Below are 14988 nucleotides of genomic sequence, written 5' to 3' on the forward strand. Positions count from 1 at the left end.
AGGTGCAGATAAACGTTGAAAGGAATGGTTATGGAACTTGATTGCCCTCTGTGCCACGCGCCGTTAGATGTCAAAGGCAGTAGCGCGCATTGCGCCCAGTGCGAAAGGGTATTTACCCTTGAGGCCCGCTGCCCGGAATGCCACCAGCCGCTGGAGGTGCTGAAGGCGTGCGGCGCGGTGGATTACTTTTGCCAGCATGGGCATGGCCTTATCTCGAAAAAACGGGTGGAATTTATTCCGCTGGTTTAGTGGGCGAAGGCTTTCTGGCCCGCGTTTTTTTCACCGTCGCGATCTGCTTCACTTCGCTTTCGACCCAGCCGTCTTTCAGGCGGGTGGTGAGCAGATCGCCGGTTTTGACCTGTTTTGTCTGCTTCAGCACCGTACCGTCGCTCACCGAGGTGACGCTGTAGCCCCGCGCCAGGGTGGCTAAGGGGCTCACCGCCTCCAGATGGGTCACCGCGTTGCCAAACCGTTCACGCCGCTCGCTGAGGCGGCCACGCATAATTTCCGCCAGCCGGTATTCCAGCTGCTGGATCCGCGACTGCGCGCGGTGGATCCGCGGCTGCGGGTTGTAGTGATTCAGACGCTGAACGGTGCGCTTTTGCCGCTGTTCTGCGCGCTTAAGCTGTGACTCCACGGCGATACGCATCCGCTGGCGCAGGCGTTCCAGGGCGGTCTGCTGGCGGGCCAAGCGCAGCTGTGGATGCTGTTGCTGCAGGCGATGGAACAGCTGGGTAAAACGGCGCTGGCGACTGGCGAGGAAATAGTCCATCGCCATTTCCAGCCGCTGCTGTCCGGACTGCAGCTGGCGCAGCAGCTCCTGCTGGTTGCGGCTGACGATTTCCGCGGCGGCTGAGGGAGTCGGTGCCCGCAGGTCGGCAACAAAATCAGCGATCGTGACGTCGGTTTCATGGCCGACGGCGCTGACGATAGGGATCTGGCTGGCGAAAATAGCCCGCGCCACCCGCTCATCGTTAAAACTCCACAGATCCTCCAGCGAACCGCCGCCGCGTCCGACAATCAGTACGTCACACTCCTGGCGCGCGTTGGCCAGCGCGATGGCGCGCACAATCTGCCCGGGGGCGTCGTCACCCTGGACCGCGGTTGGGTAGATGATCACCGGCAGCCCGGGATCGCGGCGCCTGAGGACATGGAGAATATCGTGCAGCGCGGCACCGGTTTTCGAGGTGATGACGCCGACGCAGTGGGCGGGAGAGGGGAGCGCCTGCTTATGTTTTTGCTCGAACAGTCCTTCCGCCGTTAACTGCGCTTTCAGCTGCTCATACTTCTGCTGCAGCAACCCTTCGCCGGCGGGCTGCATGCTTTCGACGATAATCTGGTAGTCGCCGCGCGGCTCATACAGCGTGATGTTGGCGCGAACCAGCACCTGCTGCCCGTGCTGCGGGCGGAACGTGACCCGGCGGTTGCTGTTGCGGAACATCGCGCAGCGCACCTGGGCGTTATCGTCTTTTAAGGTGAAGTACCAGTGGCCGGAGGAGGGCTGGCTGAAGTTAGAGATCTCGCCGCTGATCCAAACCTGGCCCATTTCGCGCTCAAGCAGCAGACGCACCGTCTGATTGAGGCGGCTTACGGTAAAAATTGCGGGGGATTGAGAGGGTAACATGTGAGCAAGATCAAACTTTAAATCAGCAGGTTATTCAGTCGATAGTAACGCGCTCAGAGGGGATGGCAAGTATTATTTGCAAAAAAGGGTAGATGCAATCGGTTACGCTCTGTATAATGCCACGGCAATATTTATCCACCCTGGTCGAGATATTGCCCATGCTACGTATCGCTAAAGAAGCCCTGACGTTTGACGACGTCCTCCTCGTTCCCGCTCATTCTACCGTTCTGCCGAATACTGCCGATCTCAGCACTCAGCTGACGAAAACCATTCGTCTGAATATTCCTATGCTCTCCGCAGCCATGGATACCGTAACGGAAGCGCGTCTGGCTATTGCCCTGGCACAGGAAGGCGGCATCGGCTTTATTCACAAAAACATGTCCATCGAGCGCCAGGCGGAAGAAGTTCGTCGCGTGAAGAAACATGAGTCCGGCGTGGTCACCGACCCGCAGACTGTTCTGCCGACGACCACTCTGCGTGAAGTGAAAGAGCTGACCGAGCGCAACGGTTTTGCCGGCTACCCGGTGGTTACCGAAGAAAACGAGCTGGTTGGCATCATCACCGGCCGCGACGTGCGTTTCGTCACCGATCTGAACCAGCCGGTCAGCGTCTACATGACGCCGAAAGAGCGTCTGGTCACCGTTCGTGAAGGCGAAAGCCGTGAAGTGGTCTTCGCTAAGATGCACGAAAAACGCGTTGAGAAAGCGCTGGTCGTGGATGAAAGCTTCCACCTGCGCGGCATGATCACCGTCAAAGACTTCCAGAAAGCAGAACGTAAACCGAACGCCTGTAAAGATGAGCAGGGCCGTCTGCGCGTAGGCGCGGCGGTCGGCGCTGGTGCCGGCAACGAAGAGCGCGTAGACGCGTTGGTAGCGGCAGGCGTTGACGTTCTGCTGATCGACTCCTCGCACGGTCACTCAGAAGGCGTTCTGCAGCGTATCCGTGAAACGCGCGCGAAATATCCTGACCTGCAGATCATCGGCGGCAACGTTGCCACTGGCGCAGGCGCACGCGCGCTGGCGGAAGCCGGCTGCAGCGCGGTGAAAGTGGGCATCGGCCCGGGCTCCATCTGTACTACCCGTATCGTCACCGGCGTGGGTGTGCCGCAGATCACTGCTGTTTCCGACGCGGTGGAAGCGCTGGAAGGGACCGGTATTCCGGTTATCGCTGACGGCGGTATCCGTTTCTCCGGCGATATCGCCAAAGCGATCGCCGCCGGTGCGGCGGCGGTGATGGTTGGCTCCATGCTGGCGGGTACCGAAGAGTCCCCGGGTGAAATCGAACTCTATCAGGGTCGCTCTTACAAATCCTACCGCGGGATGGGCTCCCTTGGCGCGATGTCCAAAGGCTCCTCTGATCGCTATTTCCAGAGCGATAACGCTGCTGACAAACTGGTGCCGGAAGGTATCGAAGGTCGCGTGGCCTATAAAGGCCGCCTGAAAGAGATCATTCACCAGCAGATGGGCGGTCTGCGTTCCTGTATGGGTCTGACCGGCTGTGGTACCATTGACCTGCTGCGTACCAAAGCTGAATTCGTACGCATCAGCGGTGCGGGCATTCAGGAAAGCCACGTTCACGACGTGACCATCACCAAAGAGTCCCCGAACTACCGTCTGGGCTCCTGATTTCTTCGCCCGACCTTGCGTCGGGCGATTTATTTACTCTGTTTCACTTGCCTCGGAATTAGCGTCAATGACGGAAAACATTCATAAACATCGCATCCTCATCCTCGACTTCGGGTCTCAGTATACTCAGCTGGTGGCGCGTCGCGTGCGTGAGCTGGGCGTCTACTGTGAGCTGTGGGCATGGGATGTCACGGAAGCACAGATCCGCGAATTTAATCCAAGCGGCATCATTCTTTCCGGCGGCCCGGAAAGCACCACCGAAGAGAACAGCCCGCGCGCGCCGCAGTATGTGTTCGAAGCCGGCGTGCCGGTATTTGGCGTCTGCTACGGCATGCAGACCATGGCGATGCAGCTGGGCGGCCATGTAGAAGGTTCTAACGAGCGTGAGTTTGGTTACGCGCAGGTTGAAGTGGTTAACGACAGCGCGCTGGTGCGCGGTATCGAAGATTCCCTGACCGCAGACGGCAAACCGCTGCTGGACGTGTGGATGAGCCACGGCGACAAAGTGACCGCCATCCCAGCGGACTTCGTAACCGTCGCCAGCACCGACAACTGCCCGTTCGCCATTATGGCCAACGAAGAAAAACGCTTCTACGGCGTGCAGTTCCACCCGGAAGTGACCCACACCCGTCAGGGGATGCGTATGCTGGAGCGCTTCGTGCGCGACATCTGCCAGTGCGAAGCGCTGTGGACCCCGGCGAAAATCATTGACGACGCCGTTGAGCGTATCCGTCAGCAGGTTGGCGACGACAAAGTGATCCTCGGCCTCTCCGGCGGTGTGGACTCTTCGGTGACCGCGATGCTGCTGCACCGCGCTATCGGCAAAAACCTGACCTGCGTATTCGTGGACAACGGTCTGCTGCGCCTGAACGAAGCGAAGCAGGTGATGGAGATGTTCGGCGACCACTTTGGCCTGAACATTGTTCACGTTGAAGGCGAGCAGCGTTTCCTCGACGCGCTGGCGGGTGAAAGCGATCCGGAAGCGAAGCGTAAAATTATCGGTCGCGTTTTCGTGGAAGTGTTCGACGAAGAAGCGCTGAAGCTGGACGACGTCAAATGGCTGGCGCAGGGTACCATCTACCCTGACGTTATCGAGTCTGCCGCTTCCGCCACCGGTAAAGCGCACGTTATCAAATCTCACCACAACGTGGGCGGCCTGCCGAAAGAGATGAAGATGGGCCTGGTTGAGCCGCTGCGTGAGCTGTTCAAAGACGAAGTACGTAAGATCGGCCTGGAACTGGGCCTGCCGTACGACATGCTCTACCGTCACCCGTTCCCGGGCCCCGGCCTTGGCGTGCGCGTGCTGGGCGAAGTGAAGAAAGAGTACTGCGACCTGCTGCGTCGTGCGGACGCTATCTTCATCGAAGAGCTGCACAAAGCTGATCTGTATAACAAAGTCAGCCAGGCGTTCACTGTGTTCCTGCCGGTTCGTTCCGTCGGCGTGATGGGCGATGGCCGTAAATACGACTGGGTGGTTTCCCTGCGTGCGGTGGAAACCATCGACTTCATGACCGCGCACTGGGCACACCTGCCGTACGATTTCCTCGGCCGCGTCTCCAACCGTATCATCAATGAAGTGAACGGTATCTCCCGCGTGGTGTATGACATCAGCGGCAAGCCGCCAGCAACGATTGAGTGGGAATAATCCCCGGCGTTAGCTGAGTAAAACGAAACCCTCTGTGTTTACAGAGGGTTTTTTTATAGCTGCTACATTAAGGTCTCCCACCTGACGGCAAGCGCTAATCGCGCATATATTGATGCATCTGGGCCGCCGTCAGATCCCACTGGCTTCCTTCAAACGGGGGCATATAGCTGCCATCATCTTCGCCAATCTCAGCGGCAGTGAGCTGATTGAGTTTATCGTTCATTGTCATTAACAGATCCCGGTACTTCTCTGGCTCCCGGGCGAGGTTATGATTTTCTTCGGGGTCGTTAACCAGATCGAAAAGTTCAACATCATTATTCTCCAGCAGCTCGGCCAGGGTAGCAGGAATATGATGCTGCTTGAGCGAAAAGTAGCGGGCAAATTTATAGTGTCCATCGTTGATCATACGGATCCCTGAGCGATGGGAAAAATCAGGATGGAGTGACGCGATTGCTTTTTTAAATTGATCGTGCGGGAGTTTTTCTCCAGCCAGCTTTCTGAATTTTGCCGTGTATTGCGCATCCATATACAGGATCATGCCGTAACAATAAAGCGAACCCGGACGCAGCGCATTTAAGCCCGCTTGCTCAGGATGCGCCAGTAATGGGCTCATATCCCGGCCTTTTCTGCCCTCCAGGACTTTCTCTCGCAGCGAGCGATCGCGTCCAGTCAGACCAATCAGGGTCGGTACTAAATCCAGATGATTGGTCAAACTGTTGCAGCGGATATTTCCCGGATACGCCGGATGGCGAATGATCATCGGCACATGGATCTGCTCTTTGTACACCGAGGAACCTTTACCATGCATCTGGTGGGAGCCACCGAGCTCCCCATGGTCGGCGGTAAAGACGATAATCGTATTTTGCGTCAGCTGCAGGTTATCCAGCTCATTGAGAATCGCCTCAAGATGCTGGTCATTATCGCGAATACAGTTGAAATAATAATCCAGTAATTTGCGCCAGCGCCGGTCTTCATCGGGGAACTGTCCCTCCATCACCGCCCTGGCATTCTGGTACTCTTTATGGGCGGCAGGTCTGCCAGGCTCATCGAGCGGCTGGTGGCGGTTTGCAGGCAGCGGATAGTCTGGCCAGCTTTGCTGATAGATTTGGTTGTGCGGGGGTTGGGTTGGCAGCAGGGTGTGGTTTTCTTTATCCATTGGCCCTTTCCACTGCACCTGCTCACCATGCTCATCGGTGTCGATAAACATGACATCGTGGGGGTTAACCAGGTTTACTGCCGCGAACCAGGGTTTATTTTCATCATTCAGCGGGCGGCCGGTGTTACGTAGCCAACTAATGGTCTGCCCCGTGGTGACTGAATCAAAGAAATAGCCGCCCTTACTTTTCCCGATGACATCGCCAATGCCGTGATAATCAGAGAAACCATACTTTTCCATAATTTCATGCAGTCGCGGCGTCGGGATCTCGCCCAGGTCCATTTCTTCTACCGATTTACCAGCGACCGGCTGATCGATCTCCCGGGTAAGATGCCATTTACCTTTATACGCCGTGTAATAACCCAGTTCACGCATCATATGGCCCACGGTACGTAATTCCGGGTCCAGATCGTAATTCATCCAGGGGAAGCCAAGATTATCAAACATCCGGGTGTGCGGCATATGGAGCCCGGTGTACATGACAGAGCGCGATGGCGTACAAACGTTGGCCGTGTTCTGATGATTGGTAAAAGTGATACCCGTTTTCATCAGGCGTTCCCGGCCCGGCACCGGAAAGGGATACCGCTCGAAATAACGTTCCTGATCGCAGGTTATGAGTAAAATATTGTAGCCTTCGGGCAGTGTGTCAGGGATTTCGCCGGTGAAAGGAATATCCCATGCCGCTTTCGCGGCGGCATTATTTTGTGCGGCGTTTCCCGTCTCTGGTAACAGGCTCACGACTGCGGCAATCCCCAGACCTTTGAGGAGATCGCGGCGATTTCCATCTATTTTATTTGGTTCTTTCATCTTCAGACTCCGTTAATTGTAATATATTTTGCCGAATCTCCGGGATAAGGCTCATAATGAGCGCGGGCGGCTGGCAATCTAATAAAAGCCTTCTCATGACGTTCATATAGGGCGTGATATGGCCGAAAAAGGTTAAATAGCCGCTGCACAGGTAATTCTGTGCTTCGTCGTCATGGATGGTAAAACGGTGTTTAGGGCATCCCCCATGGCAGGCAAAGCGCCAGTGGCAGCCCTGACAGCGGGCAGAGAGTTGGCCCTTTTGCTTCCCGAACTGTTGCTGAAATGGCGAGCTCGCCATCGCTGCCATAGCATCTTGCTTCAGATTACCCAGCTTATATTCCGCTGAGACAAAGTGATCGCAGCTGTAGACATCGCCGTTTTGCTCCACCAGTAAACTCTGCCCACAGACAGGCTGCATGGTGCAGAGCGTGGCGGGCTGGCCGGCCCATACGCCGAGCAGATTATCAAAGTACTGGATAAACACCCTGCCAACATCGTTTTCCAGCCAGTCGTCGAAAACACTGCACAAAAATTTGCCCCAGCCCTCAGGGGTAACTGACCAGGGAGCAGGGGAGTCAACGAGAGGAATAAACTGGAGATGGTGAAGGTTTAGCTCGCGGCTCAGGCAGCGATAGAGACTTTTCCCCTGGCTTGCAGACTGGCGGCTGACCACCACCATGGCATTCACCGGAACGTCATGCTGCTGCAGGCAGCGTATGGCCTGCACAACTTTTTCCCAGGTGGGTTTTCCGCAGCCCGTCGTACGCCAGGTGTCGTGGAGTGACGCAGGGCCATCAATGGATAATCCGACCAGAAATCCATGACGACGCAAAAAACGAGCCCATTTATCGTTCAGCAAGATGCCGTTGGTTTGCAGGCTGTTGGCGATGATTTTGTTACCACGGTAACGCTGCTGGAGCTCGACCACCTTTGCAAAAAAATCCAGCCCGCATAAGGTAGGCTCACCGCCCTGCCAGCAAAACTCGACGTTTTGCGAGGGGGTCGATGAAATGGTGTTGTGAATGTACGCTTCCAGCGTGAGGTCGTCCATGGTGGCATACCCTGGACGCGGAACCTCGTTTTCCAGATAAAAACAATACCGACAGGCCAGATTGCATTGATTGCCGCCGGGTTTTGCTACGGTATTAAAATTAGCGCTCATTCTTTGCTATGCTCGAACGTTTTCGATGAGGAAGAGAGTAAAGCTAATTGTGTTACCGGAGGTGTGGCTAATGTTACCGATGGCGACTGACTTTATTTTTTGGATCATTATGCAAGCGAGAAATACAGGCGGTATCGTTATTTTTCGCAGGTGACAGCATGCCCTGCTATTCTCTTAAAAATTTCATCATTGATTTGGTGAATGTATTTTCATTAAAAATTTATAATATGAATAATGCCTGCCATATGGCTATAAGGGCAGGCGTAAATTATCAAGGGCGTAGTGATCCACGTTTACTCTTCAGCAAGGTTGTTTTTGGCTATCGGTTGGTCAACGGCCGCTGCCGGATATTCTACATTACGTTCATCCTGCGCCTTACCCGCCTCGCGCACCATCGCCAGCGCCAGTCCGGCAACGATCAACGTTAACCCGGTGGACACCCACATTCCGCCGATAATGCCCAGCCGGTGGTTCAGCCATGCGTAGGCAAAGGGTGAAACAGCTGCCATCAGTTGCCCGGGGATCAGCAGGAGACCCGTGCGGCTGGCGTAGCTTTCTGCGCTAAACAGCGCCAGCGGCAGCGTCGCTTTGACAATCGTCACCAGCCCGTTAATCGCGCCATAGCCCAGCACAAACCCGGCTGCGCATCCGGCAAAGGTCGAGCTGCTCAATCCAAGGAGAAAACAGAGCGGCATGGCGAGCGCAGTAAAACGCGTTAGCGTGAGCGAGGTGACCCGGGGACCGGCCAGCACTTCCCCCAGCCGGGCGCCGGTCTGGCCGAATCCCCACAGCACACCGACGGCAACCGGCAGACCAAAGTGGCTGATAAACTCCGGCAGATGGGTAGAGGTACCGTTAGAGATGAAGGTGATCAGCGCAATAAAGATCGCGTAACGCGCCCCGTTACGCCGGTCGCCTTCTGCTGTCGCTGGCGGGGCTGGTGATTTCGCCGCTGAACTGAGCCGCTGGCGAGGCAGTTGATAACTCAGCCATGCGCTCAGCAGGCCAAACAGCGCATAGATCCGCAGGGCATTCTGCCAGGGCATGATGGTTAATAACGCCTCGCCCAGCGGCCAGAAGAGGGCAGAGGCCAGACCGCCAGCGAGAGTGATATGAGAGATAGTTTTCCGCGCCTGCTGACCGTACAGATTCACCACTGCGGCGAACAGCGCATCATACAGTGAGAGCCGCATGCCGATGCCGGTCAGCAGCCAGGCGCCGTACCAGCCGGCCAGCGAAGGGCGCCAGGACATCATGGCGCAGCTGGCGGCTATCAGTAAGGTACCGCTGGTGACCACCAGCCTTCCGCCAAAGCGAGCCAGCAGCCTGGCAACGAACGGGGAGACAGCGGCCATCATCAGCATCGCAAGCGTAAGGCCGAGATAGATCTGCGGCAAGGACCATCCTTTGTCGGCGGCGATAGTCCCGGCAAAGGTGCCGGGCATATAAAAAGAGATCCCCCAGTTGATGAGTTGCTGACCGCCCGCGGTGAAGGCAAGGCGTCGGGGAATAGCGTTTATTTCCATGGTTTTTCATTCCGTTAAGACAGTTGTCCTGAGCATACCCGGCAGGCTATTGTTCTGGCAGAGCGGCCACCTTATGCGCGGTATAAGAGAAACTTTTATGACAACACTGAACCTGGGAAATCTGGCGACCTTCCGGCTGGTCGTACAGCGCGGCAGCTTTTCTGCCGCCGCCGACGCGCTGGGGATCTCCCAACCTGCCGTCAGCCTGCAGGTACGTCAGCTGGAGCAGTTTTTACAGACCAGGCTGCTGGAGCGAACCGGACGTGGGATCAAGGCGACGGCGGCGGGAATGGCATTGCTGGCCCACAGCGAGCAGATCGATCGGGCGGTGAATAGCGCGGTGCAGTCGGTCAGCGCATTCAGTCAGGAGGTTAATGGATCGTTGACGCTGGGGACCGGCGCGACGGCCTGCATTCATCTTCTTCCACCGCTGCTGCAGCATCTTCGTCAGCAGCACCCGCTGCTGACGGTGGGGGTGACCACCGGCAACACGCTGGATATCGTCCGCGCGGTGGAAGAAAACCGGCTCGATCTCGGGCTGGTCACGCTGCCCGTGCAGGGGCGCAGTCTGGCGGTGACTGCGATGTTAGATGAGGAGTTCGTGACCATCTATGCCAGCCGCGAGACGGAGATGCCGGCGGTTTATACTCCCGCCGAGCTGCAGGCGCAGCCGCTCATTGCCTTCGAGGCGGGTAGCGGCACGCGGGATCTGATTGACCGCTGGTTCCGCTCGGCGGGACTGGCGGTGACGCCGGTAATGCAGTTGGGGAGCATCGAGGCGATTAAGCGCATGGTGCGGGCAGGGCTGGGCTACAGCATCGTGCCCCGCATGGCGGTGGAGCGGGTGGAGGATCGCGACGGATTACGCGTACACTCGCTGGCGCCGCGGCTATACCGACAGCTGGCGGTAGTCATGCGTCAGGACAAAATTGTGACAAAAGGTATCGCTGAAATGCTGCGCCTGCTGCATACCGTGCGCTTATAAATCGCCGACGGCAAAATTACCGCATCAAAGACAGTACTTCAGCAGCGAGCGGCTCTGCCTGCGGAGTGTGGCGCTTGCAGTATTAGAATCAAAGGATTACTCGCGGGGGGAGGGCTCGACGGTGAGCGATGACTCCTGCGACGCTTTTTTATCCTGATGATGGTACCAGGCGCCGATGGAGGAGTAGACAAAGCGTCCAAAGAAGAAGAGAAAGCTGATAAGCAGTACGATACGGGTCATGCGACGGTTAAATCGATGTCGTTTACGCATACTGGGTGCCTGACTCACAAAAGGATCCTTGAAGTATACCCGAAGATGGGCGATGGGGGTATTAAGGCACAGGAACGAGATGGGGTCAATTGATGCAGATGTAAAAGTGCGGCAGTGAAAACATTAATTAATGTTATATAAGATAATCGTCGTATTTACATGCTCACTTTATTAGCCGTGAAATGTCGGGAAAAATAAGATTTATTAATGTTGGCGTCAGCATTTGTTGATTTATATCAATAGTCTCCTTCTCTTGGCCACTAAAATCAGCGGACGTTACCGTATCGTTATTATTTACGCGGTCAGCATGGGTGGTTGGATGCCTGCCTGAATATGCCTCGCGGGAGCAGAGGCACTCTGTAGAGCACCTATGAATTTATTAAAATACTATCAACAATATCGCGACAAGTGGTGGGCTTTACCGCTCGTTCTGCCTGCGCTGTTATTACCGGTCGCCAGATGGGCGAATACCTACACCATGCTCAATGGTCATATGGTATTTTTGTATTATCTTCCCCTGGCGCTGGTGCTCAGCCTGATGATGTTTTTTGGTTGGGCGGCGATCCCTGGCATTATTATTGGCCTGCTGTTAACTCTGGCCCACGGCATGATGCTTGAGCAGTCCATCGGTGTACTGTTCCATTTCCTTATCCCCTGCGTGCTCTGCTGGGGCGGCTACCGCATTTTTGTCCCCCAGCGTCAGCAGGTCTCACACGGCAACGTCCGACTGATGCCGCATCGTCTGTTCTGGCAAATGCTGCTCCCCTCGGTCATTTTTCTGATTTTGTCACAGATTGCCGAATATCTTGGACTCCATCCGCGCACAACGGAAATGACCGGCGTTACGCCATTTAGTTTACGTTCATTAATCACCTTTCAGGCGCTAATGGTAGGGTGCCTGACCGGCATGCCGCTGTGTTATTTTGTGTTAAGGGTCATTCGTAATCCTTTTCATTTACGCGGCTTTATTTCTCAGGTTCGCTTACAAATTGATCCAAAAATAAAAAAAATTGAAATCATTTGCTGGGCGACGGTATTAATTCTGCTACTGTGGCTATTATTGATGCCGCTTAATGATAGCAGCACCATATTTAGTACGAATTATACGTTGTCATTGCTGATGCCGGTGATGCTCTGGGGTGCCATGCGTTTTGGCTATCGCTTTATCTCACTGATCTGGACGCCGGTGCTGATTGCCGTGATCCATTTTCATTACCGTTACTTACCAATTTACCCAAGCTATAACACCCAGTTGGCGATCACCTCATCAAGCTATCTGGTATTCTCGTTTATTGTCGCCTATACGGCGATGCTGGCGACACAGCAGCGGCTGATCTACGCTCGCGTCCGGCAGATGGCCTTCCTCGACCCGGTGGTTCATATGCCGAACTTGCGGGCGCTGAGCCGGGCGCTCAACGGCACGAGCTGGTCGACGCTCTGTTTTCTGCGCATTCCTGAGCTTGAATTGCTGGGGCGCCACTATGGGGTACTTTTGCGAATCCAGTATAAGCAAATGCTGGCGAACCACCTGAGAACGCTGCTGCAGCCCAACGAAGCGGTATATCATCTTGCCGGTCACGATTTAGTGTTCCGTCTCAATAGCGAAGGGCACCAGGCGCGCATTCACTTAATTGACCGCTCCCTGCGACAGTTCCGTTTCCACTGGGACGGGGTCCCCCTGCAGCCGCGGATCGGCATGAGCTATTGCAACGTTCGCTCGCCGGTCAAGCATCTGTATTTACTGCTTGGCGAGTTGAACACCATTGCCGACATGTCGTTAGCCAGCGGCCATCCGGAAAATTTACAGCGCCGCGGCGCGGGCCATGTTCAGCAGGATCTGAAAGATAAAGTCGTGATGATGAACCGCATTCTCAAAGCGCTGGAACATGACCATTTTGTCCTGATGGCGCAGCCTATCCAGGGCATTCGCGGCGATCGCTATCATGAAGTGCTGGTGAGGATGGAAGGGGAGTCGGGTGAGCTAACGGGGCCAAACGAGTTCTTGCCGGTGGCGCACGAGTTTGGGCTGTCCACGCGGGTGGACCAGTGGGTTATTGAGCATACGCTGGCCTTTATGGACGCCAACCGGCGGGCGCTGCCCGGTCTGCGGCTGGCGATCAATCTTTCTCCGGTGTCGCTGAGCCGCAGCCAGTTTCCTCAGGAGGTCGAAGCGCTGCTGCAGGCCTACAACATTGAGCCATGGCAGATTATTTTCGAGCTGACCGAGAACTACGCGCTCAGCAATCCCGAGCTGGTCTGCCAGACTTTAGAGCATCTGCGGGCGCTGGGCTGCCGGGTGGCGATCGATGATTTTGGTACCGGCTACGCCAGCTACGCCCGGTTAAAAACAATGAACGTCGACATTCTTAAAATCGACGGCAGTTTTATTCGCAATCTGCTTGCCAGCAGTCTTGATTACCAGGTCGTGGACTCTATTTGTCGTCTGGCGCGTATGAAGAACATGCAGGTGGTGGCCGAATATGTGGAGTCGCCGGAAATACGTCAGGCGGTCATCACGCTGGGGATCGATTATATGCAGGGCTATGATATCGGGGTACCGGTACCTCTGACGCAGTTGGCGGAGGAGATGACCGGCTGAGCAGCAAAAAGCCGGGCGTAAGCGCCCGGCTCGGTTGATAGCCAGAGATACGATCAGGCGTCTGGCTCTTCTTCAGCAATCTTCAGCATCCATTCCGGCACGCCTTCCCAGTACTGTTGCTCTTTTTCCAGATCCAGCAGCACCAGCGCATTCTGGCTAAACCAGTTGTGCGGAAACGTCAGCGTCCAGTGGTGAGCTTCCGTCTGCAGGCGCAGCGTCGGCGGCGTAGTGGTAGCCTGACGCTGGTTATTCAGCAGTACGCCCAGGCGCAGTAGCTGAATTAGCGGCAGAAACTGCTTTTTCCTGAATAGCGTAAAGCGCGGCAGATCGTCGAGCTTGATCGCTTTGCGATGATAGCGTACGAGGGTGGCCATCAGCATCTGCTGCTCCTGGTTGAAGCCCGGCAGGTCGCTATTTTGGAGAATGTAGGCCGAGTGACGATGCATGCCGCTGTGGTTGATATTCAGCCCTACCTCATGGAGCATCACCGCCCATTTCAACAGCGCCGCGAGGTGCGGATTGGCCAGCTTGGGATTCTGCTCCTGCCACTGCTCCAGCATCTGGGTGGTAGTTTCCAGTACCCGGCGCGCCTGTTCGCGATCGATGTTGTACTGATTTGCCAGACTCTGTGCCGTGCGGCTACGAATATCCTGGTGGCGGAAGCGGCCTTCCATTTCGTACAGCACGCCTTCACGCAGGGCGCCATCGGACAGACGAAGTTCTTTAATGGCTAGCGCGTCAAACACGCCGCACAGAATCGCCAGCCCCGGGGCAAAGACCGCTTTACGATCTTCAGAAAGACCAGGCAGACTGAGCGCGTCGAAGTTTTTATGCTTCAGCAGCTCACTGACCAGCATTTCGAGGCGCTCCGGCGTAATAAATCCGTCCTTCTCGCCCATCGCCACCAGCACTTCCTGGGCGGCTTTAATGGTGCCGGAGGCGCCCAGCGCCACGGTCCATCCCTGAATACGGAACTGCCAGGCCAGCGTCTCCAGCTTCTGCACCGCCGCCAGGCGCGCGCGCTGGAAGTTTTCTTTATTGATAACGCCGCCAGGGAAATAGGCCTGCGAGAAGCTCACGCAGCCCATGCGGCGGCTTTCCACCAGGCGGGGCTCAAAATCTTCGCCAATGACCAGCTCGGTTGAACCGCCGCCGATATCAATCACCAGCTTGCGGCCGCGCTCCGGCTGCGTGTGCTCAACGCCCATAAAAATCAGGCGCGCTTCTTCATTACCGGAGATGATCTCGATCGGGTAGGGGATCACTTTTTCCGCGCGTTTAAGAAACTCCGCCGCGTTGGTCGCCTGACGCAGCGTATGCGTCCCGACGATACAGACGCTGGAGGGGGAGAACCCCTGCAGGCGTTCGGCAAACAGCGACAGGCAGTTCAGCCCACGGGTCATGGCTTCTTCGCTCAACACCGAGTTTTCATCGAGGCCATCGGCCAGATGTACGCGCTGTTTCAGGCGTCCGATGATCTGCATGGCGCCGTCGACGACACGGGCGATCACCATATGAAAACTGTTCGAACCAAGGTCAACCGCAGCGAACTCCTGCGGCCGAGGGGTGTTATCGTTTATTGGCATAGG

11 protein-coding genes are annotated in these 14988 nt (G+C 56.0%); 5 read left to right on the plus strand and 6 right to left on the minus strand.

What is annotated here, in order from left to right; genetic code table 11:
- Positions 1-30 precede the first annotated feature (30 nt).
- Positions 31-249, plus strand: coding sequence for a zinc ribbon domain-containing protein (locus IB144_RS06510; RefSeq protein ID WP_004144303.1), 219 nt, complete (start codon positions 31-33; stop codon positions 247-249).
- Here IB144_RS06510 and xseA read toward each other — a convergent pair.
- The gene (xseA, locus tag IB144_RS06515; RefSeq protein ID WP_004174856.1) at positions 233-1624 is read right to left on the minus strand and encodes an exodeoxyribonuclease VII large subunit; all 1392 of its coding nucleotides are present in this window, start codon (positions 1622-1624) and stop codon (positions 233-235) included. The two genes, IB144_RS06510 and xseA, sit on opposite strands and share 17 nt — an antisense overlap.
- Positions 1625-1782: 158 nt before the next feature.
- Here xseA and guaB point away from each other — a divergent pair, with 158 nt between their 5' ends.
- Complete coding sequence (gene guaB, locus IB144_RS06520) at positions 1783-3249, plus strand: IMP dehydrogenase (RefSeq protein ID WP_004151980.1); 1467 nt, start codon at positions 1783-1785, stop codon at positions 3247-3249.
- Between the two features lie 67 nt (positions 3250-3316).
- Complete coding sequence (gene guaA, locus IB144_RS06525) at positions 3317-4894, plus strand: glutamine-hydrolyzing GMP synthase (protein WP_004890427.1); 1578 nt, start codon at positions 3317-3319, stop codon at positions 4892-4894.
- Positions 4895-4988: 94 nt separating this feature from the next.
- On the opposite strand, the gene IB144_RS06530 is transcribed toward guaA, so the two are convergent.
- The 3 genes from IB144_RS06530 to IB144_RS06540 all read right to left on the minus strand — a co-directional run bounded on the left by IB144_RS06530 (position 4989) and on the right by IB144_RS06540 (position 9545).
- Entirely contained in the window at positions 4989-6857 is a 1869-nt protein-coding gene (locus IB144_RS06530) for a sulfatase-like hydrolase/transferase (RefSeq protein ID WP_004890430.1), read from the minus strand.
- Entirely contained in the window at positions 6841-8019 is a 1179-nt protein-coding gene (locus IB144_RS06535) for an anaerobic sulfatase maturase (RefSeq protein ID WP_004890433.1), read from the minus strand. The genes IB144_RS06530 and IB144_RS06535 overlap by 17 nt, the downstream gene beginning before the upstream one ends.
- 293 nt (positions 8020-8312) lie before the next feature.
- Entirely contained in the window at positions 8313-9545 is a 1233-nt protein-coding gene (locus IB144_RS06540) for an MFS transporter (protein WP_004890437.1), read from the minus strand.
- 73 nt (positions 9546-9618) lie between these two features.
- Between IB144_RS06540 and IB144_RS06545 the strand changes: the two genes are divergently transcribed.
- The gene (locus IB144_RS06545) at positions 9619-10530 is read left to right on the plus strand and encodes a LysR family transcriptional regulator (RefSeq protein WP_004221278.1); all 912 of its coding nucleotides are present in this window, start codon (positions 9619-9621) and stop codon (positions 10528-10530) included.
- A gap of 96 nt (positions 10531-10626) precedes the next feature.
- Here IB144_RS06545 and IB144_RS06550 read toward each other — a convergent pair whose 3' ends face one another.
- Entirely contained in the window at positions 10627-10800 is a 174-nt protein-coding gene (locus tag IB144_RS06550) for a YfgG family protein (protein ID WP_004174861.1), read from the minus strand.
- A 370-nt stretch (positions 10801-11170) separates the two neighbouring features.
- On the opposite strand from IB144_RS06550, the gene IB144_RS06555 reads away from it, so the two are divergent.
- Positions 11171-13399 carry an EAL domain-containing protein gene (locus IB144_RS06555; RefSeq protein WP_021469752.1) on the plus strand — a complete coding sequence of 743 codons (2229 nt, stop codon included), beginning with the start codon at positions 11171-11173 and terminating at the stop codon, positions 13397-13399.
- Between the two features lie 53 nt (positions 13400-13452).
- On the opposite strand, the gene ppx is transcribed toward IB144_RS06555, so the two are convergent.
- Positions 13453-14985, minus strand: a complete 1533-nt coding sequence (gene ppx, locus IB144_RS06560; RefSeq protein ID WP_004149289.1) for an exopolyphosphatase — start codon at positions 14983-14985, stop codon at positions 13453-13455.
- Between the last annotated feature and the right edge of the window lie 3 nt (positions 14986-14988).

Origin of the sequence: Klebsiella sp. K4, assembly GCF_014596785.2 — a bacterium.
GTDB classification, from domain to species: Bacteria; Pseudomonadota; Gammaproteobacteria; order Enterobacterales; family Enterobacteriaceae; genus Klebsiella; species Klebsiella pneumoniae.